13 protein-coding genes are annotated in these 22,142 nt (G+C 66.6%); 9 read left to right on the top strand and 4 right to left on the bottom strand.

The window, feature by feature from the left end; translation table 11 throughout:
- The first annotated feature begins 51 nt into the window (after nucleotides 1-51).
- The 4 genes from ACYVF7_RS46365 to ACYVF7_RS46350 are packed head-to-tail and all read left to right on the top strand — an operon-like array spanning nucleotide 52 to nucleotide 2,237.
- Nucleotides 52-795: a GNAT family N-acetyltransferase gene (locus ACYVF7_RS46365; protein WP_460352423.1), complete on the top strand. Its 744-nt coding sequence runs from the start codon at nucleotides 52-54 to the stop codon at nucleotides 793-795.
- Nucleotides 779-1,351 (top strand): hypothetical protein, encoded by a 573-nt coding sequence (locus tag ACYVF7_RS46360; protein WP_460352422.1) that lies wholly within the window; start codon nucleotides 779-781, stop codon nucleotides 1,349-1,351. Before ACYVF7_RS46365 ends, ACYVF7_RS46360 begins: the two co-directional genes overlap by 17 nt.
- Nucleotides 1,348-1,587, top strand: coding sequence for a zf-HC2 domain-containing protein (locus tag ACYVF7_RS46355; protein WP_460352420.1), 240 nt, complete (start codon nucleotides 1,348-1,350; stop codon nucleotides 1,585-1,587). Before ACYVF7_RS46360 ends, ACYVF7_RS46355 begins: the two co-directional genes overlap by 4 nt.
- Complete coding sequence (locus ACYVF7_RS46350) at nucleotides 1,584-2,237, top strand: DUF7666 domain-containing protein (protein WP_460352418.1); 654 nt, start codon at nucleotides 1,584-1,586, stop codon at nucleotides 2,235-2,237. The genes ACYVF7_RS46355 and ACYVF7_RS46350 overlap by 4 nt, the downstream gene beginning before the upstream one ends.
- Here ACYVF7_RS46350 and ACYVF7_RS46345 read toward each other — a convergent pair.
- From ACYVF7_RS46345 to ACYVF7_RS46335, 3 genes are all read right to left on the bottom strand, one after another.
- On the bottom strand, nucleotides 2,209-4,644 hold the full coding sequence (locus ACYVF7_RS46345; protein ID WP_460352417.1) for a hypothetical protein: 2,436 nt from the start codon (nucleotides 4,642-4,644) through the stop codon (nucleotides 2,209-2,211). The two genes, ACYVF7_RS46350 and ACYVF7_RS46345, sit on opposite strands and share 29 nt — an antisense overlap.
- A gap of 16 nt (nucleotides 4,645-4,660) precedes the next feature.
- A complete protein-coding gene (locus ACYVF7_RS46340; RefSeq protein ID WP_460352415.1) occupies nucleotides 4,661-5,113 on the bottom strand; it encodes a hypothetical protein in 453 nt (150 codons plus the stop codon).
- Between the two features lie 193 nt (nucleotides 5,114-5,306).
- Nucleotides 5,307-6,338 carry a S1 family peptidase gene (locus ACYVF7_RS46335; RefSeq protein ID WP_460352413.1) on the bottom strand — a complete coding sequence of 344 codons (1,032 nt, stop codon included), beginning with the start codon at nucleotides 6,336-6,338 and terminating at the stop codon, nucleotides 5,307-5,309.
- Between the two features lie 648 nt (nucleotides 6,339-6,986).
- Here ACYVF7_RS46335 and ACYVF7_RS46330 point away from each other — a divergent pair.
- A complete protein-coding gene (locus ACYVF7_RS46330) occupies nucleotides 6,987-8,240 on the top strand; it encodes a hypothetical protein (RefSeq protein ID WP_460352411.1) in 1,254 nt (417 codons plus the stop codon).
- 85 nt (nucleotides 8,241-8,325) lie between these two features.
- Here the strand turns inward: ACYVF7_RS46330 and ACYVF7_RS46325 are convergent, their stop codons facing one another.
- Entirely contained in the window at nucleotides 8,326-9,741 is a 1,416-nt protein-coding gene (locus ACYVF7_RS46325; RefSeq protein WP_460352409.1) for a glycerophosphodiester phosphodiesterase, read from the bottom strand.
- A gap of 317 nt (nucleotides 9,742-10,058) precedes the next feature.
- Here ACYVF7_RS46325 and ACYVF7_RS46320 point away from each other — a divergent pair, with 317 nt between their 5' ends.
- The 4 genes from ACYVF7_RS46320 (at nucleotide 10,059) to ACYVF7_RS46305 (ending at nucleotide 22,098) form a co-directional block, all read left to right on the top strand.
- Nucleotides 10,059-13,562 (top strand): LamG-like jellyroll fold domain-containing protein, encoded by a 3,504-nt coding sequence (locus ACYVF7_RS46320; protein ID WP_460352408.1) that lies wholly within the window; start codon nucleotides 10,059-10,061, stop codon nucleotides 13,560-13,562.
- Between the two features lie 501 nt (nucleotides 13,563-14,063).
- Nucleotides 14,064-20,237 (top strand): RHS repeat domain-containing protein, encoded by a 6,174-nt coding sequence (locus ACYVF7_RS46315; RefSeq protein ID WP_460352406.1) that lies wholly within the window; start codon nucleotides 14,064-14,066, stop codon nucleotides 20,235-20,237.
- Nucleotides 20,238-20,244: 7 nt separating this feature from the next.
- Nucleotides 20,245-20,652, top strand: coding sequence for a DUF7919 family protein (locus tag ACYVF7_RS46310; RefSeq protein WP_460352405.1), 408 nt, complete (start codon nucleotides 20,245-20,247; stop codon nucleotides 20,650-20,652).
- 549 nt (nucleotides 20,653-21,201) lie between these two features.
- Nucleotides 21,202-22,098: a septum formation family protein gene (locus tag ACYVF7_RS46305; protein ID WP_460352403.1), complete on the top strand. Its 897-nt coding sequence runs from the start codon at nucleotides 21,202-21,204 to the stop codon at nucleotides 22,096-22,098.
- Nucleotides 22,099-22,142 lie beyond the last annotated feature (44 nt).

Genomic DNA, 22,142 nt, shown 5'->3' with positions numbered 1-22,142 from the left:
GCACCCGGACACGGGCTGGCCAACGCCGTCGAAGCAGGCGACGATGAGCCCGTGGCACCGACGAACATCAGCCGCCGCGGCCCGAACGGGATCGTGTTCGTGGACTGCGCGGACGTGGATGACGGCGTTTTCGACCAGACGTATCGGGACGTGCTGCAGCCGTCGTTTCGACCTGCGGAGCTCGACGCCCTCGATGCCATGCGGACGGCCTTCCGCACCCCCTTCCCCGGCCGGTTCGGCACGATCGCGCTCCGGTCCGGCGAGCCGGTGGGCGTCGCCCTCGCCGAGTACGACGCCGCGAGCGAGGTGCTTCTCCTCGGCTACCTGGCCGTGCGCTCGGACCAGCGGGGCCGGGGCACGGGCAGCGCGCTGCTGTCCGACACGCTGCCCCGCTGGCGGGAGAGCGCCCGTCCCGTCGCCGTCCTGGCGGAGGTCGAGGATCCCCGGTGTTACGAAGCGGGTCCGTACGGGGATCCGGCGGCGCGGCTACGGATGTACGAACGGCTCGGCTGGCGGCTGCTCCCCGTGCCGTACTTCCAGCCCGCCCTGGGCCGGGGCCTGCCGCGGGTCCACGGGATGCTGCTGATCGGCCATGTGCTCGACCGGCCCGCCGTTCCCGGCGCTCACCTCGTGCGTTTCCTCGACCGCTACCTGGCCGAGTGCGAGGGCGCCGAGGCCGTTCGCTCCGACGAGGAATATCTCGCGCTCCGGAAGCGGATCGAGTCATGGCACGATGACGTGCCGCTCTGGCCGATGTCACGCCTGAGCGAGGTGCCGCTTGCCCGTCGTGGATGAGGACACGTGCGCACGGATCAGACGTGGCGACGCGTCGGCGGTCTCCGAACTGCTCGAACGCGACCACCCGGTGGCCGACCTGCTGTTCCGGGTGTCGTCGGCGCAGGGCGCCGGAGACGGCGCGCTGAGCGGCGCCTGGGCCACGCTGATCGAGGACATCCGCTCCGGCCTGGTCACCGGATCCCTGCGCGCCGCCCTGCTGGAGCGGGTGATCTTCGCGCTGGACGATCGCGGTGAGTTCGACACGGCGCGGACGCCCCCGTTGCCGGGACGCGGCGCGTTCCTCGCCGCGGACGACCGCTGGGCGGGCTGGTGGGCCGACGAGCCGGTCCCCTGGCCGGAGGGCGCCGAGCCCACTCCCGCCCAGGTGCTGACCGTCCTGCGCCGCATCCCGCTGAGCCTCCGGGTCCTGCTCGTGGCGCGCGACGTCGCGCACCTGCCCGCCGCGCAGGCAGAGCGGATCGTCAACCGTCCGGCGGACCGGCAGGCGCCGGCCCTGGACGCCGCGAGGGAGGCGTACGTCGCGTACGTCGATGAGGAGGTGGCGCGAGGATGAGGGCCGCGGACATGAGCTGCGACCTCGTCGCGGGGCTCATGAGCCGGTGGTGGGACGGCGACATGGACGACCGCGACCGGGACGCGTACGAGCAGCACCTGCTGTTCTGCCCGCCCTGCATGGTCCAGAACGACAAGGCGCGGATCGCCCTGACGGCGCTGGCCCGGGCCGCCCGCGAGCCGGTGCCGGCGGACCTCCGCCGTGACCTCGTCGCCCTTCTCCGGCCGACGCCATGACGTACTTCAAGTTCCTGCGCCCGGGCGCCGTCAGCCCGTTCACCGGATATGTCTGGCCGGTCGGGGAATGGGTGACCGCGGATGCCACGGAGCCGTGTCGAAGCGGCTTCCACGCCTGTGCGCTCGCCCACCTTCCGTACTGGCTCGGCGAAGAGCTGTGGGAGGTGGAGCTCGCCGCGCCCGTCGAGGAGTCACGGCACAAGGTCATGGCGCGCCGGGCCCGCCTGCTCTCCCGCGTCGAGGCGTGGACGCCGGCGGCGGCGCGCGACCTGGCGGCCGCGTGCGTCGCCCGGACGGCCGGTCACGCGGCGGCCGAGCTCGCGGAGGCCGGCCTGCGTCAGCCGGCGCGCCGCCTCCGGGACGCCGAAGACGCGGACGTCGCCGAGGCCGCCGCCCAGTGCGCCGAGCAGGCGTCCGCGAAGGGCGCCTGGCAGGCCGTCACGCTGTGCGGCTACGTGTCGGACGCGATCGAGGCGCTCGAGGCGTACCCGGTCGCGTCGACGGCCTACATCGCGGCTCGGGCGGCCGACCAGCGCACCACCGCCGAGTCGGACGACCCCTACGCGGCGGAACGCACCTGGCAGGCCGATTGGCTGGCGACCAGACTGCGGCTCGATCTTCTCAAGCGGTCGGACGGTCGCGGTCGATGAGGTCGGTCAGGCCGGTCATCGGATCGGGGAGGTCCTCCGCGAGCAGCCGCCATTCGGTCATGAAGGGCGACTTCTTGGTGCGCAGTTCATCCTCGGCCGGTCCTCGCGGGAAGAGCGGCGCGCCCAGCATGGGCTCGGTCGCCCATCCGGGCGGGAGCTCGCCGCGCAGCGTGGCGATGAACCGGTCCCGGTCGGCGCCGTCCGGCAGCGCCTCGATGGCCTGAACCGCTCTCGTCGTGATCTCGATGTAGAACTGCTGGGTGTACTCATCCGGCGGGTGCGGGTCGCCGTGGAACGAGTAGGCATGGCACACCGCCCGGCTGTAGGCGACCGCGGCCGCGCGCACATCGCCGCTCAGAATGGACGCGTCGGCTCGTATCCGGTGCAGATTGGCGAGAATCTCGTGGTCCCACTCGTCCGTACGGGCGGCGAGGTCGCGGGCCCGCTCGGCCGACTTCGACGCGAACTCCACCGCCTCTTCCGGCCGGCCTCGTTCGACGGCCAGGTCGGCGGATTCCAGCAGGATCCACGCCGCGTTCCAGTCGTCCCCCAGCCGGTCGAACGCCTCGAGCGACCTCTGGTAGTACAGGTCGGCTCGCGGGTCGGCGGGGTCGCGGAATCGACGGGTGTGCGCGAGGAAAACGTCGATCAGCGCGCCCGTCCGCGCCCTTTCGAGCTGTTCCGCGTCGGACAGCCCCCGGCGGTGCGGCCGGCCCAGTTCGCACAGGTCCTTGATGAGGAGAATCTGGTCGCGCAGCTCGTCCCAGGGCGCGTCCTGCGGCTTGATATATCCGGTGGGGTAATTGTCCAGTAGGAAGGTGAGCGCCTCCAGGAGCTGCCGATCCGGTGAGTCGCTCTCTTCGATCGGCAGCGGTCGCCCTTGGGCGTAGGCCTGCCATATCGCCGCGCTGCGTTCCCAGTCGTCGAGCAGCCGGCGGTTGAGCGGAAAGGGCAGGTAGACCCCCCACCACCAGAAGGCGTCGAGGAAGACCAGGGTGAAGCGGGTACGGGTGATCTCTCGCCGTTCGGCGAACCGGCTCGAGTGGCGGAGCCACTCCCGTTTGGCCGCCTGCCATTCGGTGTCCTCGTAGCGGAACCACGAGCCGTAGCTCTCGTACGCTTCGTCCTCCCACTGTTCGAGGCGTTCGAACCAGTACCGGGCGGCGAGGCGGTGATAGTGCTGCCATCGCTCCTTGTCCGTCGTGCGCAGTCGCCCCGCGACCGACACGCGGATGAACTCATGCATGCGAAAGCGGTCCGACGGCTCGCCCGCCACGACCGGCACCGGCTTGACGAGGCGGTAGGCCCGGAGTTTGGAGATCACATCGCCGATCCGGCGCTGGGGGACGCCGTCGTCCTCCAGGAGCTGCGCCAGGAGGGGCCCGTCGAAGGACGTCGTCAGCGCGGCCGCGTCGACGGCCTCCCGCAGCTGCGGCTCGTCGACGGCCTGGAGGATGAGGTGCACGAGTTCCGCCCAGCGTTCGTTCGGCGCTTCGGGAAGGTGCTCGAGCATCCGCCGCAGCCGCCGTACGTCGAGCACGGCGGGGCCCACTTCGCCGATCAGATCCGCGGCGAGCTTGACCCCGCCCGGGTGCCCGTCCGTGAACGTGTGCACCACGTCGGTGACCTGCGGTCGCGGTCTCTCGTCGGGGAAGCGCCGGACGAGGTACTCGTGCACCTCGTCCGGGCTGAAAGCCGTGAGATGGTGCTTGTGAAAGCGGTCCGAATCGGCGAGTACGTGCGCGGACGGCGTGCGCGCCAGCACGAGCAGAGTGTTCGGCAGGCGCAGCGCGGTACGCGCCATCCAGTGACCCATCTCATCGTCGGCGACGCCCTGGAAGGTGTCGGCCGTGATGAGCACCCGGCGGTGCCTGGTGTAGGCCGTCCAGTCGCTGACGAACGCCTCGTCGAGCGCGCTCTGCATTTCCCGGATGCGCTGCCGGATGTATTCGTCTCCCAGGCTGACGGCGCTGACGATCTCGTTGTCCTCGAAGTGTGACCCGCGCCCCAGCGAGACGTCGGTCTTGACGAAGAAGCTGTCGGCCAGCCTGCTCTGCTGCTGATAAGCGAGCCGGAACCGGTTGAAGCCATCCGTCCCGGCGTGGTCGACGAGGCGACGCATCAGCCGCCGCGAGCAGTCGAACGTCGCCCACAGGACCTGCGCCGTGGCGGTGGATCCGAAGTCGTCGAAGAAACCCTCGCCCAGCCCGTGGCGTGCCATGTCGAAGGTGAAGACCTGAACACGGTCCAGTCTGCGCGCCTCGTCCGCCAGCCGTTCCAGGAACATCGTCTTTCCGATGCCGTGGACACCGATCAGGTCCTGAACGATCCCATCCCCGGAGGCCTGCAGGGTCGCGAGCGCACCCTGCAGTTCCTCGCGGCGGCCGACGAAAAGGTCCACGGACATCTCCGCACTCCCTGAATCAGTCGTCGCCGGGAGGTGGAGCCTCGTCGGGGTGATTCCGCATGCCCGTGTTGAAGCGAGAACCCTTGATCTTGGATCCTCGCCCGGACCTGAACGTGGTCCGCGCCGAGGGACCCCACGTGTTGACGTCCACATCCTCCACTTCGCTCCTGCCGCCGAGCCGGATATCGGACTCGCTGGTCGGAGGAGGAGCGTCCTTGTCCTTCCGGTGCCGTCGGCGCGCGCGGATGGTGAATGCCCGGATGAGGCAGAGAATGAGAACGAGGCCGGTCAGCAGGAGCGCGTAGAACCGGCCGCGATCGGGGGCGTAAACGGCTATCACGGCCAGGACGACGGCGGTGCCCATACCGACGAGGAGGAGAGGCTCGTTTTTAAGTTGCCGAATGACCTCGGTCGGTGCGTTGAGCAGCGGCCACCAGTCGGGCCGTCCATCGCCGGAGTCCTGAGCCATGATCTAACTGTGGCATGCCGGGCATCGCCGGACTCTACCTAATTGGCTGGTATCCCGTTCCGGCGTCCGGGGGTGTGCTTTCCTGCCATTTGCGCCCGGCCGGTCGACTCATTTACGCGTCGCCGAAAAGGGGCGGGCCCCCGGAAGATGCCGCACTTCCGGGGGCCCGCGAGTTGGGGCTCAGCCAGGGGGCTCAGTAGACGCTCACCCCGTACGCGCTGAGCGCTGCGGTGACGGGCTGGAAGAAGGTCGTCCCGCCCGACGTGCAGTTGCCGCTGCCGCCGGAGGTCAGGCCCACCGCCGTGCTGCCGGAGTACAGCGGGCCGCCGCTGTCGCCGCCCTCGGCACAGACGTTCGTCTTGATCATGCCGGTGACCGTGCCCTCGGAGTAGTTCACGGTCTGGTTGAGCGCGGTGACGGATCCGCTGTGGATGCCGGTGGTGCTGCCCCGGCGGGACACCGACTCGCCGACGTACGCGTTGCCGGCCGAGGTGATGTCCTGGCTGCCGACCTGGCCCGGGTGCGAGACGCCGCTGGCGTACGTGACGATCGCGTAGTCGTGGCCGGGGAAGGTGCTGGACCGGGTCGTGCCGATCAGCGAGGTGTGGCTCGAGTTGCTGTACCAGCTCGACGCGATGTTGCCGCAGTGACCCGCGGTCAGGAAGTAGTACGTGCTGCCGCTGACGACGTTGAAGCCCAGGGAGCAGCGGTACTGACCACCGTAGATCGCGTCACCGCCGGAGATCTTGGTGCTGAACACGCCGGGCACGTATTCCATGCGGACGGCGCCGCCGAGCTGCTGCGCGGCGGAGGTGACCTGAACGAGCTTGGACCCGGTCACCGAGTTGTCGACGGAGAGGACGACCTGGTCGGTCGTGGGGTCGATGCCCCAGGCCGTGCCCGGGACCTTCGCCGTACGGTCGAGGACGTTGATCGCCGACTGGAGCTTGGCTCCGCTGTACGGGACGACCTGGGGGACGGCGCCCGCCTTGCGTACGGCCGCGGCGTCGGACTTCGAGGTGACCGTCACCACGAGCTTCTTCGTGGAGTGGTCGAGGTACGAACCTGCCGAGCGGGATCCGAGCCGCTGGGCGAGTTTCGTGGCGGTGTGCGACGGATCCGGCTGCGAAACGGACGCCTGGGCCGATGCCGCGAGCAGCGAGCCGCCGATCAGGGTGGTGGCGGCTGCGATCAGTCCAGCGCGTCGGGGAGCAGTGAATCTCACACGAGCCTCCCTCAGGGGTGGCGGACACGCCCCGGTGGCGTGTCCGAGGGACGGCGTGGCAATGGCGCTCGGCTCACGGGCGGCGGGGGACCGCCCGGGCGGGGTCGAGATCCGATTACCTGGCCTGCGCCAGATCCTCACAAACGTAGTCAAAAGCCGCAAGGTCAAACGTTAGTCCGGAATCGGTCAACCCGTAAGCAGGCGCATACTACTCGGTATCCGAGCTGGACGTGCGCGGATGGGGCCGCGAAGTCAAGGCCCTGGTCAAGTCCCTCGTCGACGACGCTGCCCGCGAGCGGCCGGCCGCCGGTCGCGGCAGCGGCGAGCCGGTTGCGGCAGCGGCGAAACGAGGCCTCTTCGTCGGGAACCTTGCGCCGCGCGGTCCGTCCGGTCGGGCACATCGACCACGGGGGCCGGCGGTACCGTTGAGGCGGCCGCGGCCGAGCGGTCTCGCCGCGGCCGACGGCCGGTACTCCTCAGGCCGCCTGCCGCGGTCCGGATGAGCGACCTTCCCGGCGGGGTGTGGCGTGCTGTTCCTTCACCGGCGTGAGGGCCGGGGCTGTGAAGGTCAAGGGAACCTGAGAGTTCGCTGTGAGTCCCTGGGCCGAGCGTGGTAACGGCGTCGGTATGTGAGAGTCTTGGCTAGCAATGGACCATCCGGAATTCACAGCATTTGTCCTGGTCGCGGGCCTTCTTCTGGCCGCGGTAGCGCAGTGGCGCGACTGGCGACCTTCGCTGCGCACCGCCCTCGGCGTGGGCATCGGACTGCGGCTGACCCTGCTGATCTCGGCGTCCACCGACTCCTGGCAGCCGGTCGACTTCAACGAGGGCTTCAGGGCCGCCGGTCAGGCGATCCTGCACCACCAGGACCCCGTCCTGGCGAGCCAGGGATCGTGGCACTTCCTGCCGATGATCCCGTACTTCTACGCCCTCGCACTGGCCACGGGCCTGCCGTGGGAAATCGCCGGGCGGCTCTGCACCATCATCGCGGACGTCGTGGTGATCGTCCTGGTCGGTCGCCTCGCCGGGCGTAAACACGGTGCGGCGGCACGGTTCCAGTACGCCTGCAACCCGATCGCCCTGATGGTCGCGGTCATCCACGCCCAGGTCGAGCCGATCTCCCTGGTCTTCCTCGTCGCCGCCTATCTCCTCGCGCGCTCGGCGCGGACCGGCGCCGAGAACGGCGGGACCGGCCTGAACGGAGCGTGGGCGGGCGCCCTGTTCGGATTCGCGCTGTCGGCGAAGAGCTGGCCGATCATCCTGCTTCCGGTGGTCCTCGCGATGCTGCCGAACTGGCGGCAGCGGCTGTACGGGCTGGTCGCGGCCGGCGCCGTCCCCGTCTTCTTCCTGGCGACGCTGCCCCTGGTCGTCAGCTCCTCGTGGGCCGACATGCTCAACGTCGCCCGCTACCTCGGCGAGGTACGCCCCATCGTCGGCGAGTGGGGCTGGACCGCCCTGATGACGCACGGCAACTGGACCCTCGCGCCGATGGCCGCCAAGGTCGGCCAGCTGATCCTCTACTCCACCATCGCCCTCGTCATATGGCTGTGGTGGCGGGCGGACCGCATCGACCAGACCTCCGCGATCCTCTTGGCCTTCATGATCGTCACGCCGCGGATGGGCGCGCAGTACCTGCTGTGGTTCGTCCCGTTCCTCTGCGCGCGGCCGACCCGCTGGAGCCGGCCCGCCATGACCCTGGGCGCCGTCTGGGCGGGCATCGGGTACATCTACCTGACGCAGTTCGACGACACCGGATGGTGGGAGAACCACAGCTGGTGGGCGATGAGCTCGGTCGCGATCATCCCGCTGCTCGTGCTCGCCATGCCCTGGAACCGGCGCCGCCCGAAGCCCGCCGACCGCCTCGTCACTCCGGACACCGAGCTGGTCCCCGTCACGAAGTGAGGGCCGCCTGTCGAGCCGGCGCGATCATCGCCTCGCGATACGGCGATGATCCGCGACTCGACGATCCGGACGTGCGGGGCCAGGCCTACTGAACGACGACGCCGCCGAAGGAGAGACCGGGGCCTTGGTGACCGGGGTTCGCGTAGCGGCCCAGGTACAGATACCTGCCGCGGTAACGCGCATCCTTGACGGTGACCGACTTGTCGGCGCCGTCATACCGGGTCACGGTGATCGACGACTTCGACACCGTGACGCGCAGCTTCGCGACGGTGCCCTTCTTCAGCGCCGGCGTCTTGACGCTCTTCAGCTGCGTCGTGTGCCCGGCGTCCTTCCGATAGAGGATCAGGGTGCCGTCACCGCGCAGAACGGCCAGGTAGCCGCCGTTCAGCGACGAGTCGGCGCTGCTGAACGCCGAGTCCCGGATCGCGGAGAAGTACGTCCCGCCCCAGCGGGTCTTGTCCTTGCCGAGAGCGTCCCACCGCATGTTCATGCGGAGCGTGTACGACCTGGGCAGGACCGCCCAGCCCTGCAGAGCCAGGAGGGGATAGTCGCCGGCGTCGACGCGCCACCAGTTGGGCGCGGCGAACCGGCCGCGCTGCCGCGCCCCGAGGCCCTCGGGGAACTGCGACTGGCTGATCTGCCCGTACCACCAGTTCTGCGTGCCGAACGAGTCGCGGGTACGGCGGTAGCGTGCGACGTCACCACGCACGTACGGCGGGTCGTTGGTGTCGATTCCCCGTACGCCGAGCTGGTAGAGCTGGTCCCGGCGATACTGGCGGTTGACGTCGTAACACGTCACGATCAACCCCGCGTGGACGTAGGAGGAGATCAGGCTGTCGGGCAGCGCGGACCACACGGAGACCCGCTTGAGACCGTCCGCCTTGATCGCTTCCGGTGTGTCGATCGTGGCCTGCTGAGCACCGCCCACGATCACCTGCGTGGTGATGCCCGCCTCTTCGGCCAGGACGGCGTCGGAGCGGGAGAACGTCTGGATCATCACCTTGTCGGTGAGGCCGCGCGCAGTGATCGTGGCGACGACCAGCCTCATCGCCGCGCTGTCCTTCGGATGGGCGAGTAGCAGCTTCTTACCCGCGAACTCGTCCAGCACCTGCTCGAACAGCATCGGGTGCGTCGGGGCGGCCTTGCCGCCGAACCAGGACGGTGAGTCGATGACCAGCTTCTGGAAGTCCGCACTGTCGTAGTCGGCGACCTTCCCGGTGGCAGAGGTGATCCGGTCGACGGTCGGGTCGTGCATGACCCCGCCGACACCGTCCTTGAGCACCTGGATGTCGAACTCCAGGAGATCGGCGTCCGGATCGGCGACGCCGGCCTTGAGGGCCTGCTCGGTGTTCTCCGGGGCGAGAAACGCTCCGGCGTTCCGATGGGCGATGAAGAAGCGCTGGGGAAGATCTACGAGGCGCAGCGGGCGAGCCGCTGATCGCTGAGGGGAGAGGGGAGCGGCCTGGACCGCCGTGGCAGCACCGATGACGGTGAGTCCCACGGCCGCCAGGCTCAACATCGTTCTTCGCACAAGCAGCAGAGGTTAGACGGCGCTGCGGCAATTGTCCGCTGCGATATCAAAACGAGATTCGTGCTCCTCTCGTTGCGATGAGTGACCTGCCCTGGTCACCGCAAATTAAGGAACGAAGCGGGGCATTTACCCGCAAAGTAGGTGATCTAGATCACTCATGCGACTCTAGGGAACTTGCAGGAGGGACGTTACGTTCTGATCGTTTTGCTCACTCTGACTCCTTGTGAGGGGCCAAGTTGCCTGGTGTGCGCGGTATTAGTGGTGGGCGGAAACGGCGTTCTCCGGGCGTGGTCTCCGCAGGTGCCGCCGTCGTCACGCTTTCGGCGTCGATCGCGGTGAACCTGGGCACGCCGAGCCTCGCCGCCGTCGGAGCATCGAGCCGGCCGGTGCCGCGTCACGCGCAGCAAGCCTTGTCCATCGAACGCGCTGAAGCGGCCGCGGTGCACAAGGCGAAGGAGAACGACTCGCCGGTCGAGGTCCTCCCTGAGCGCACCGAGACCCGCCAGGTCATGGCCCAGCCGGACGGCACGTTCAGTTCGGACGAGTCATTGCTGCCGCGCTGGGTGAAGGGACCTGACGGCACATGGCAGCCCGTCGACCCGACCCTGCGAGCGGCCAATGACGGAACGGTCATGCCCAAAGCCGTTCCGCTCCGGATCCGACTCTCCGCCGGAGGTCGGGCGCCGCTGCTCCAGAGCGCCGACCGCGGACGCTCCATAGCGCTCACCTGGCCCGGAAGGCTGCCCAAACCCACGCTCTCCGGGAACACGGCGACCTACGCAGTGCGCCCCGGCGTGGATCTACGGCTCACGGTCTCCGCGCTGAACGTATCCCAAGAGATCGTCATCAAGAGTCGGAAGGCGGCCGCCGACCCGGCACTGAGGCGCCTCACGTTCGGGTTGCAAGGCAGCGGCCTCTCCTTCCGCGGCAACGCGTCGGGTGGTATCGACGCGACCGCGGCGAACGGCGGATCCGTCTCCCATCTACCACCGGCGCGGATGCGGGATTCTACGACGAAGGCCGGTCCCGCCGAACGGGCGCACGAGAGCGTGCTGCCGCTGGAGGTCGGCACCGGAACCATGGCAGTGGTTCCCGACCAGAAGATGCTGGAAGCCTCCGACACCCGTTTTCCCGTGGTGATCGCCCTGAGCGATCCGACCCCGGAGTGGTCGGGAAGCAAGCAGCACTGGGTCATGGTCGACCAGGCCCATTCAACGGAAAACTACTGGGACTCCGGCCACAGGCCGGAGGTGGGGGCCTACACCGATCCGGACACCGGAGCCCATGGCATCAAGAGATCGTTCTTCCGGATGGACTCGGACAACGTCAACGGGAAGCACATCCTCAAAGCGACGTTCCGTATCGAGCAGACGTACTCGTACGGCTGCACCAAGACGCCCAGCGCCACCGAGATCTACTTCACCGGCGGCATTCACGGTTACACGACGTGGAACCGCCAGCCGTCGTGGGGCAGCCCACTCGACAGCGTCGCGAAGGACGCGGGCCACGACTCGTCTTGTCCGGATGACGATGACGAATTCAATGTGACCTCGGCTGTCGTGACGGCGGCAAGGAAGGGTCTGCCGAATACGACGCTCGGGTTGAAAGATCGTGATGACACCAACAGCAGTGAGTGGGGCTGGAAGGGCTTCAGTTCGAATCCGCATCTCGTGATCAAGTACAACACGGTCCCGAAGACCCCATACGGGCAGGCGACCAACCCGGGTACGGAATGTACGCAAGGCCCCAAGCGTCCGGTCATCAACCCGAACAACAATCCCGCCAAGAAACTTACGCTCAAGACTCAACTGTACGACCCGGACAAGGACATCAAGTCCCACGACTCGGACGATCAGGTTCGGGCCGAGTACGAGGTGAACCACTACAACACGACCAACAAAACATGGGAAATGGTCGGTTCGCGCCTCTACAGCTCCTTCATTCCAAGCGGTTCGCCGAGTACGGTCTCCGTCGATGTTCCCGCGACCTCCTTCAAAGACGGAGAGGTCTATCGCTGGCACGTGTGGGCTTGGGACGGCACGGACAACAGTGCCTGGAGTTCCTGGTGTGAGATCGGCGTCGACTCTACGGGCCCCGATCAGGTCCCACAGATCACCTCGACGGACTATCCGGATGACGATCCCACAGATCCGGCCGACTGGCACGGCGGAGTCGGACGTACTGGAACGTTCACCTTCTCACCCGGCAGCGCCGAGACCGGCATCACGGCGTACAAGTACGCACTCGACTCCGCCGACCAAGCAACCGCCGCAACGGTGCCGGCGTCGACACCCGTTCAGATCACCCCGAAACACGAGTGGGTGAACAAACTCTTCGTCTATCCGGTCGACGCGGCCGGTAACGTCGGCAAAAGGTATGCCGAGTATGACTTCTACGTGAAATTTCTGTCGGCCTCCGGGGCTCCGGTCGGCCACTGGGCGCTGGATGACGGCTCAGGCAACACGGCTGCCGACTCCGCGTCCGGCGGCCACACGATCACGTGGACCGGTGGAGCGACGTGGGGCAGCGGGCGGATCGGCGGCGGTGGTCACCTCAACGGCTCCACCAACTACGGGGAGACGAGCGGCCCGGTGACGCATACCGATGCCGGCTTCACCGTCTCAGCGTGGGTACGACTCACCGACAGTAGTCATACGGCGACGGTCGTCGCTCAGGCTGGCAGTGTCAACAGCGGCTTCCAGCTCTACTACTCCCATGACCTCAACCGGTGGGTGTTCAACAAGCACCTGAGCGAGGCCAACGACACCGACTTTGCCCGCGCGACGTCCGACGACCCGCCCACGGTCGGCACGTGGACCCACCTCGCCGGCGTGTATGACACGGGAGCTCCGGGAGGGAAGAAGCAACTCCGCCTCTACGTCAACGGGACGTTGCAGCAGGCGGCCCCCACCGTGACGTCCGCATGGGACGCCGGCGGCCCCCTGGAGGTCGGCCGCGTCAAGTATCAAGGCGGTTTCCGGGACTACTTCGCCGGCGACATCGATGACATCAAGATCTGGGACCGCGTGGTCAGCGACCTGGGCGACGATTCCGGGTGGGATCCAGAGATCCACGATCTGGCGAACCAGCCGTCCCTCTCAGGATGGTGGAAGCTGGATAGCGCCACCGGAACGGCCGATGCCTCGGGCAGCGGACACCCGCTCACACTCGGAACGGGAACGACCTGGGACACCGATGGTGCCGACGGTAACGCCCTCGTCCTCGGTGGTACGGCCACTTCCAGAGCGACAACGTCCGGACCGGTCCTGCGAACCGACTCAAGCTACGCGATCTCCGCGTGGGTGCGCGTGCCCGACACCGCCGATGGGTCTCTTCCGACGCAGACCGCGACCGCCGTCAGTCAGGCCGGTTCGAGGATGAGTGGTTTCTTCCTCGGGTACCGCATGTTCACCGAGAACGGTGTCCAGGTGCCGCACTGGTCGTTCTCCGCCGTGAGCCCGGACGCGGATAGCACCGTCTGGACGCATGCTCAGTCACTTGAGCCGCTCGACGCGTCGGACGAAGGTGTTTGGACCCATCTGATCGGCGTCTACGACGCGGTCGATCACAAGCTGATTCTGTATGTCAACGGGTACTTCGCGGGGTCAGCGGACTACAGCGGCGCTTGGAATGCCGGCGGGAAACTGATCATCGGCGGTGACTGGTACAAGGGGCTCAATGTCGACCCCTGGCCCGATGGTATCGACGACGTCCGTGCGTATACCGGCACGTTGACCAAAGATCAGGTTGACGCCCTCCACCGCGGCATTTCTCCCACTGCGAGCGGCTGACCCGTCCTTTCCGACCACCGGTCGATACGACCGCCCCTTGTCTCTTCTCTTGCTCTAGCGCTTGTTCGGAGGTCTACGGTGTCCAGGTCCTGGCGGGGCGTGTTCCAGTCGCACCGGTGGGGGAGGTCGGTCCCTCGGATCGCCGTCGCCATGGTGTTGGCGGTCCTTGCATCGCTGCTGGCCTCGTCGCCGGTCGGAGCGGCGACTTCGCCGACTTGGCGCCACCGGAAGGCGCAGACGCAGCATTCGGTGCCCGGGCATGCGGTGAAAGCCAGGGCGGCCGGACCGAATCGCGCATCTGCGCATGCCCTGAAAGCGCCCCCGTCGGTCGCATGGCCGAAGCCGGGCGTCGCGACCGCAGATCTCGTCGGCTCTGCGAACCACCGGACGACCGCTGCGGCGGTACCGCGCCAGACGCGGGCCGGACGGCTACCGGTGTGGGTCGGACCGGCTGGTGCTGCAAAGAACAACACAGCGAAACAGCCGTCCACGCCGGATCAGATGGCCGTCGAGGTCATCGACCAGAACACCACGACGCGGGCGCACATCAACGGGCTGGCACTACGGCTTGCCCGGCGGGACGGGCAGAACACGCCCGCGCGGGTGGCCGTTCGCGTCGACTACTCGGCGTTCCGCTACGCCTTCGGCGGCGACTGGGCCTCTCGCCTGCGGCTGGTGAAACTGCCCGACTGCGCACTGACGACGCCCGATCAGCCCGCCTGCCAGCTGCGTACGGAACTGAAGACCGCCAATGACGTCAAGGCCGGCACGCTGACAGCCGATGTCGACACCCCGGCGCCGGCCGCAGGGCAAACGGCAGCTCCCGCAGTGGTCCTCGCGGCCACGGCTGCCCCGTCCGGCTCGGCAGGCGACTACACGGCGACGTCGCTGTCACCGTCGTCGACCTGGAGCGTCAGCAACCAGACCGGTGGATTCTCCTGGTCCTACCCGCTGCGGCTGCCGCCGTCCCCAGGTGGGCCAACGCCGCAGGTCGCGCTGTCGTACTCCTCGCAGGCCATCGACGGCAAGACCGTCGAGACCAACAACCAGACGTCGTGGGCCGGTGAAGGCTTCGACTATTCGCCCGGCTATATCGAGCGCCGATATCACTCGTGCGCCGACGACGGTGCGAGTCCTAAGCACAACGACGAGTGCTGGGGCTACGACAACGCCACCCTGTCGCTCAACGGGCAGTCCACCGAACTGATCCGCGACGACGCGACTGGAGCCTGGCAGCCGAAGAACGACGACGGTTCGAAGGTCGAGAAATTCACCGGTGCCGTCAACGGCGACAACGACGGCGAGTATTGGCGCGTCACGACCACGGACGGGACGCAGTACTACTTCGGAATGAACCGCCTGCCCGGCTGGGAGAAGGGCAAGGACGAGACCAACTCGACTTTCACGGTGCCGGTCTACGGCGACGACTCCAGCGACCCGTGCCACAAGTCGACGGCCGAGGACTCCTTCTGCGACCAGGCGTGGCGCTGGAACCTCGACTACGTCGTCGATCCGCACGGTACGGCGAGCACGTTCTGGTACACCCAAGAGCCCAACTACTACCGGCGATACGTCACTCAGCTGACCGACGGGAAGCCGAACGGTACGGTCACGAAGTACATCCGCGGCGGCTACCTCAAGCGCATCGACTACGCCGTACGTGCCGACTCCATCTTCTCCGCTTCGGCGCCGGCACGCGTGACGTTCCACACCGATGAGCGGTGCATTCCAACGTCCGGCTTCGACTGCGCGGAGTCGAAGTTCACCAAGGACAACGCGAAGTACTGGCCCGACGTTCCGTTCGACCAGAACTGCAACTCCGGCGACGCGTGCAACGACAACTATGCGCCGACCTTCTGGTCACGGAAACGGCTGACGTGGGTGACCACGCAGATCCTGTCCGGCTCGGACTACAAGGACGTCGACACCTGGACCCTCCATCAGCAGATGCAGGCACCGGGCGACGGCACCGCTCCCGCACTGTGGCTGCATTCAATCACTCACCAGGGCAATGTCGGTACAGCGGTCACGATGCCGGACGTCGTCTTCGACGGCATCCAGCTGGACAACCGGGTGGACACCACCGAAGGTCTTCCGCCGCTGACCAAGTGGCGGGTGGACGCGATCAGCAACGAGACCGGTGGGCAGACGTCGATCACCTACGCCCCCCAGGACTGCACCGCCGGCCACACGCCCAGTCCCGATTCCAACGCCAAGCGTTGTTTCCCGCAGTACTGGACGCCCGAAGGCAACACGACTCCGAAACGGGACTGGTTCCACAAGTACGTCGTCCAACAGGTCGCCGAACGCGACCTGACGGGTGGCGCCCCCGACGACGTGACCACCTACTCGTACAGCGACCCGGCGTGGCACTACGACGACGATGACGGCCTCACCAAGGAGAAGTACAAGACCTGGTCACAGTTCCGCGGGTTCGCGCATGCGACCATCGTCCACGGTGACGCGTCGGGGCCGCAGTCCAAGTCCACCTTCACCTACTTCCAGGGCATGGACGGCGACAAGCAGTCCGACGGATCGGCCCGCAAGGCCAAGGTCACCGACTCCGAGGGAGACACCCCCGACTCGGATCAGTTCGAGGGCCTCCAGCGGGAGGAGATCCACTATGACGGCTCCGACGCGCTGACCGGCACCATCAACGACCCGTGGTCGAAGCAGACCGGAAAGCGGGTCCGTTCGTGGGGGACGACGACCTCCGACATCGTCGAGGTCGGTGCCGTACACGAGCGCAAGAAGATGAGCGACGGCAGTTGGCGCCGTACCGAGACCGACACCACGTACGACGACCAGGGAATGGTCACGACCCAGAGCGACCTCGGTGACGTCGCCAAGACCGGAGACGAGAGCTGCACCCGGACCACCTATGCCCGGGACGCTTCCAAGTGGCTGATGTCCTACCCGTCACGGGTGGAGGCGGTCTCCAAGGCCTGTGACGCCGCGACGAAGCGCCCTGACGACGTCATCTCCGACGTTCGCAAGTCCAACGACGGGAAGTCCTGGAACGAGGCGCCGACCAAGGGCAACGTCACCAAGGCCGAGCGGCTCGACGGCTGGGACGTCGGCGGCACCTCCGGTCCGCACTATTCGACGACCGGAACCAGCACGTTCGACGACTACGGGCGTCCGCTGACCGCGACCGACCCGGCGGGCAAGAAGACGGTCACCGCCTACACGCCGACGACCGGCCTGGTCACCAAGACGACCGTCACGAACGCGCTCAAACACGTCGACACCACCACCGTCGACCCGTCGTGGGGACTGTCGACCCAGGCCGTCGACCAGAACAACAAGACCACCAATCTGAAGTACGACGGGCTCGGCCGGTTGATCTCCGTATGGCTGCCCGGAAGAGCGAGCAACCTGACGCCGAGCCTGAAATTCGACTATCTGATCCGAACGAACGGCGCGACGGCGGTCTCCACCAGCACACTCCGCAATGACGGAACGAGCTACACCACCGGCTACGCCCTGTACGACGGCCTACTGCGAAAGCGGCAGTCACAGGGACCCGCACCGGGCGGCGGACGCGTCCTCACCGACACGTTCTACGACAGCCGCGGCCTCGTCACCGCGACGGACAGCGACTACTACAACGAGGACGACCCCGGGACGACGCTGTACACCCCCAAGAGCTCCGCGGACGTCCCCAGCCAGACGCTGACGACGTACAACGGCATGGAATGGCCGACCGCGCAGATCCTCCGCGCGCACGCCAACGAGAAGTGGCGCACGACCACCGAGTACGACGGCGAGCGGATCAGCGTCATCCCACCCAACGGTGGAACGCCCACGACGACGATCACCGACGCTCAGGGCCGTACGGTCGAGGCCGACCAGTACAAGGGCGACGACGCCACCGGCGATCACGACGCGGTCCACTACACGTACGACACTGCCGGTCGCCTCGGCACCGTCAAGGACGCCGCCGGAAGCACCTGGACGTACCACTACGACCTCGTCGGGCGTCAGAGCCAGGTCGATGACCCGGACAAGGGCACCACGACCTTCACGTACAACAACCGGGACCTGGTCGAGACGGTCACCGACGCCCGCCACCACAAGCTGTTCTTCACCTACGACGATTTGGCCCGCAAGACCGCCGAGTACGAGAACGACACCAACGGCTTCAAGCTCGCCGAATGGGCTTATGACACCGCGGTCGACGCGACGACGGGCAAGCCCGACCTCGGCCAGCCCGCCTCCTCGACCCGGCACGTCAAGCAGAGCGACGGCAGCACCGCCGACTACGTCAACGCCGTCGGCTCCTACGACGACGCCTACCGGCCCAAGACCACCTCGGTGACCATTCCCTCCGTCGAGGGCAAGCTCACCGGGACGTACAGCACCACAACGGAGTACAACCTCGACGGCACGCTGTACCGGACGACGATCCCGCGTGCCGGCGGGCTGCCGACGGAGACGCTGACCTACGGCTACGACGAGCTCGGTGACGTCAAGACCCTCCAGGGCTTGTCGACCTACGTAACCGGCTCCACGTACGACAAGATCGGCCAGCTCATCCAGCAGATGATGTGGACCGGTGGGAGCAGCAAACGCCTGCTGCGCACGAACACCATCGACGACGGCACCAACCGCCTGATGCAGACGACCGACGAGAAGGAGACCGCACCGACCCCCGTCGACAACGTCAACTACAAGTACGACGACGCGGGCAAGGTCACGAAGATCGCGGACACGCCGACCGGGCAGACGCCCGATGTCCAGTGCTTCTCCTACGACCATCTGCAGCGACTGAACGAGGCGTGGACGGCCACGGACGACTGCGCCGCCGAGCCGACCAAGGACAACGCCTCGTCCGTCATCGGCGGTGCCGCGCCGTACTGGCAGTCGTTCCGCTACGACGCGGTCGGCGACCGGACGAGCTCGGTCGACCACGACGTCACAGGCGCCACCGCCAAAGACGTCACGCAGACCTACACCTATCCCGCCGCCGACCAACCCCATCCGCACAGCCTCTCCTCGGTCACCACGACCGGCGGGGCGCGCGACGGCCAGACCGACTCGTTCACCTACGACGACGACGGGAACACCAAGACCCGCCAGATCGGCTCGACAGGTCCGCAGCAGCAACCCGAGCAGGACTTCACCTGGGATCTCGAAGGCCACCTGTCCAGCGTCGACAAGGGCGGACAGACGACGTCCTTCGTGTACGACGCCGACGGCAACCGCCTGATCCAGCACGCGCCGGACGCCAGCACCCTCTACCTCGCGGGTGAGGAGGTACGGCTCGCCACCGGCGCCAAGGCGGCGGACTGCACGCGGTACTACTCCTTCGGCGGCCAGACGATCGCCGCACGCACCACCGCGTCGCTGACCTGGCTGGTCTCGGACCCGCACGGCACGAGCGACGTCTCGGTGAGCGACGACGCCACTCAGACGGTCACGCGCCGTCGCTTTACCCCGTTCGGGCAGATTCGCGGCGACCAGCCCACGGTCTGGCCGGGTACTCGCGGGTTCGTCGGCGGCACGATCGACACGGCCCTCGGCGGACTGACGCAGCTCGGCGCGCGAGAGTACGACACGAACACGGGCCGGTTCCTGTCCGTGGACCCGGTGTTCGACCAATCCGATCCACAGTCGTGGAACGGCTACGCCTACGCCGACAACGACCCCACCACCCACAGCGACCCGAGCGGGCTGCACATTCCCACCTGCCAGACCCAAGGCGAGTGTTACCCCAGCACTACCGGCGGGGGTAACAACGATTCCAGTGACCACTCGGGTGGGCCACAGTCTTCGCCTCCGGCTCCGACTCAGCATCACTGCAGCTGGCTGTGTGGTGCCCGGAACTTCTGGAACAAGCACAAGGCGACGATCATCAATGTCACGGTCACGGTCGTCGTCACTGTAGGGTGCGAAGCCGCAACAGGTGGTGCAGGCAGTCTCGGCTGTCTGGTCGTCGGCGGCATGGCGGGCAATTACGCCGGCTACGTGGTATCCACTCCACCTGATCAGCAGACCCTGGGTGGAGCGGTTAAAGCCGAGGCTGTCGGCGCACTGACCGCTGTTGCCAGTTGGGGAGCTGGTAAGGCCGGCGGCGCGATCCTCGGAAAACTGGCCACCACTGCCGGGGGCCGTGTCGCCACCAACGCCATCGCTAAGGCCGCCTCCAAGGTCAAAGGTGCCCTCGGCAAGGTGGCCTCCGCTGTGGCTCGTGGTGAGGAGGACGCTGCGGGCGGCGAGGCGTCGGCCGGAGCAAAGGCCGCCACGGATGACACAACTGGTCCTAGCGCGGCGACATCGCCGAGTGCACGCGCTAGAGCCGGCCATGGCGCAGCAGGACGGGTTCTCGAAGGAGGTCGTCCCGACCGCGCGATTGTCTTCGCCGGGCGTGGAGAATACAGATATGGCTCAGGTGCCACGGTGGTCCCGTCGGGCACCAGGCTGATCGTCTACGCTGAACACGGTAAGACGATTCCGGACGTGGTAGGCCTGGGTATCGAGCGAGGTACAGGTAGGGCGCCTGTGACAGTATACGGGCCGGGGGATGAGGTGCCCAACTATACGCTCAAAGCTCCTGTGGGATTGACCATTCTGCGAGAGTCGCAGACGGTCGATGTTCCGACATCTCTAAGCGATCTCCTCAAGCCTCGAATGGGAGACTGTCACTGGGCTGCATGTACGGAAGTTAGGTAGAGGTGGGATGACTACATACCCGGATCTTTCTCCATACAGATACCTATCTGAGCACGGAACCGGTATATCGAAGCGGCGGACATCGGGGATGCTAAATGTGGGATGGCTAGGGGCTGGATGCGAGTTCCCGCAGTCCGCGACTCCTGTCGATGTAATCGAAAAACTAATTCATCTAGCGCAGAACCCAAAGAATGTTATGCGTGGACTTCATTATTGCGAGTTCTGTGAGGTGGAGTCTCCGGTCAAGGTAGAATCTTCAACCGGAGAAATTGCCTGGCTGGGGACCGGAGAGATCCATGTCGCATCGCCGAACGGCACCTCTTTTGTGGCGCCAACTCTCATCATCCATTATATTCTGGAGCACAGGTATTGTCCGCCACAACCATTTATTGATGCGCTACTGGTATCCTCCTAGGACTTTCGGGATGTTGCAAGATCGCGTTTGGCTACTGTGTATCGACTCGCTGACCTGACAGTGCCCCGGCTCGTTGTTCGTTCAGCTAGTCGAATTGTGTGTGGGGACAAGATCGATGACCGGCGTAGATGCCGCGACCGAGTGGAAATTTCTCGAAGGGTTTCGCGAGTGGCTAGCTGCGGGGGCGAATCTTAGTGCGAGTCTCGCGTGGCGGATGCTCGTAATAAGAATCGCTTACCCGGAGAAAACGAATGATTTCTGGGCAAGGCCTTGCATTGCGAAATCGGCGAGGCGGTTACCGTGCTCTTCGAGAAACTTCAGTTCTTCTTGGTGAATCGGCAAGTGTGCGACTCGGAGTAGCTTCTGAGGGGCTGAGATCGAAGAAGTTCCTTGTTGTTACGTCTTTCGGCTGTCGCGTGTAAGGCTTGCTTTGTGCATCGGGTCGACGGCTCGAAGTTCGTGCCAATAAATTAGATAGCGGAATCTGTGAATACAACCTCTCCCTCGTTTGAGCCGGTTCGGCTTCCCGGGCAGGGCCGGAGTCGGGCGGTGGTCGCGGCGGCGGTGTTCGCCACCGTCGGGCTGATCCCGGTGTCTCTGGTCTTCGTCGTAGTGGCGTTCCAGAAGATTCGCCGTAGTACGGATCGTGGGGCCGGGCTGCTGTTCTACGCCCTGTTCATGAACCTCGTGGCGCTGGCCGTCATCGCCTGGGGCTTCGACGCGACCGCGCCCGATCACGCAGACGGGCCGGACGATACGCCGGCGGCGCTGACTCTGTCGGTCGGGCAGTGTTACGACCAGCCGCACGGGCAGAAGCTGATCAAGACCAGTGTCGCTCGGTCATGTGGCGAGCCGCATGACGGTCAGGTTGGCGCGGTGTTCGATGCCTCCGGCCATACCTGGCCGGGGGACGGCGCGGTCAAGGCGCAGGCGGACGCCGAGTGCAGGAAGCGCATGGCGAAGGCGCCGAGCCATCAGCCTGACGGTGTCGCACTCGCGATTCACTTCGCCTACCCGAACACCACCGCATGGCGGCACGGGGTTCGGCATGTGGTGTGCTCGATCGAGCGGAAGGACGGCGCGAAGTTGACGACGACGTACGCCTCCTGGCGGGATGTGGACGACTTGGGTAAGGGTGACTGTTTCGATCAGCCACCGGGGGCGACGATGTACTCCGTGACCGTCATCAGCTGCTTCGAGCCGCATCAGTTTGAAGTCTTCTCGACGTTCAGCCTGCCGGACGGCGCGTGGCCGGGCCTCGGCAAGGTCAAGCGAAAGAGCGACGAGGGCTGTCGCCGTACGGGTCTGCCGAAACAGGATGCGGGGAGGCATCCCGTGAGCCTCACGTACATCAACCCGACTGAGGAAAGCTGGAAGATCCGCGACCGCCTGGTCCTCTGTCTGGGGAGACGAGAGGATCACAAGAAGCTGACCACCACCTTGTGACGCCAGGACGCTACCGGTTGGAGAGCACCGTGAACACGCGCGGA

The organism is Actinoallomurus acanthiterrae (genome assembly GCF_054775715.1).
This window is presented reverse-complemented; position numbering and strand designations above follow the sequence as displayed.

Excerpts from the sequence above, each read along its gene's own strand:
- ACYVF7_RS46355 (WP_460352420.1), top strand. The coding sequence starts at position 1,348 with ATGAGGGCCGCGGACATGAGCTGCGACCTCGTCGCGGGGCTCATGAGC.
- ACYVF7_RS46350 (WP_460352418.1), top strand. The coding sequence starts at position 1,584 with ATGACGTACTTCAAGTTCCTGCGCCCGGGCGCCGTCAGCCCGTTCACC.
- ACYVF7_RS46330 (WP_460352411.1), top strand. The coding sequence starts at position 6,987 with ATGGACCATCCGGAATTCACAGCATTTGTCCTGGTCGCGGGCCTTCTT.
- ACYVF7_RS46345 (WP_460352417.1), bottom strand. The coding sequence starts at position 4,644 with ATGTCCGTGGACCTTTTCGTCGGCCGCCGCGAGGAACTGCAGGGTGCG.
- ACYVF7_RS46340 (WP_460352415.1), bottom strand. The coding sequence starts at position 5,113 with ATGGCTCAGGACTCCGGCGATGGACGGCCCGACTGGTGGCCGCTGCTC.
- ACYVF7_RS46310 (WP_460352405.1), top strand. The coding sequence starts at position 20,245 with ATGACTACATACCCGGATCTTTCTCCATACAGATACCTATCTGAGCAC.
- ACYVF7_RS46315 (WP_460352406.1), top strand. The coding sequence starts at position 14,064 with ATGGCCGTCGAGGTCATCGACCAGAACACCACGACGCGGGCGCACATC.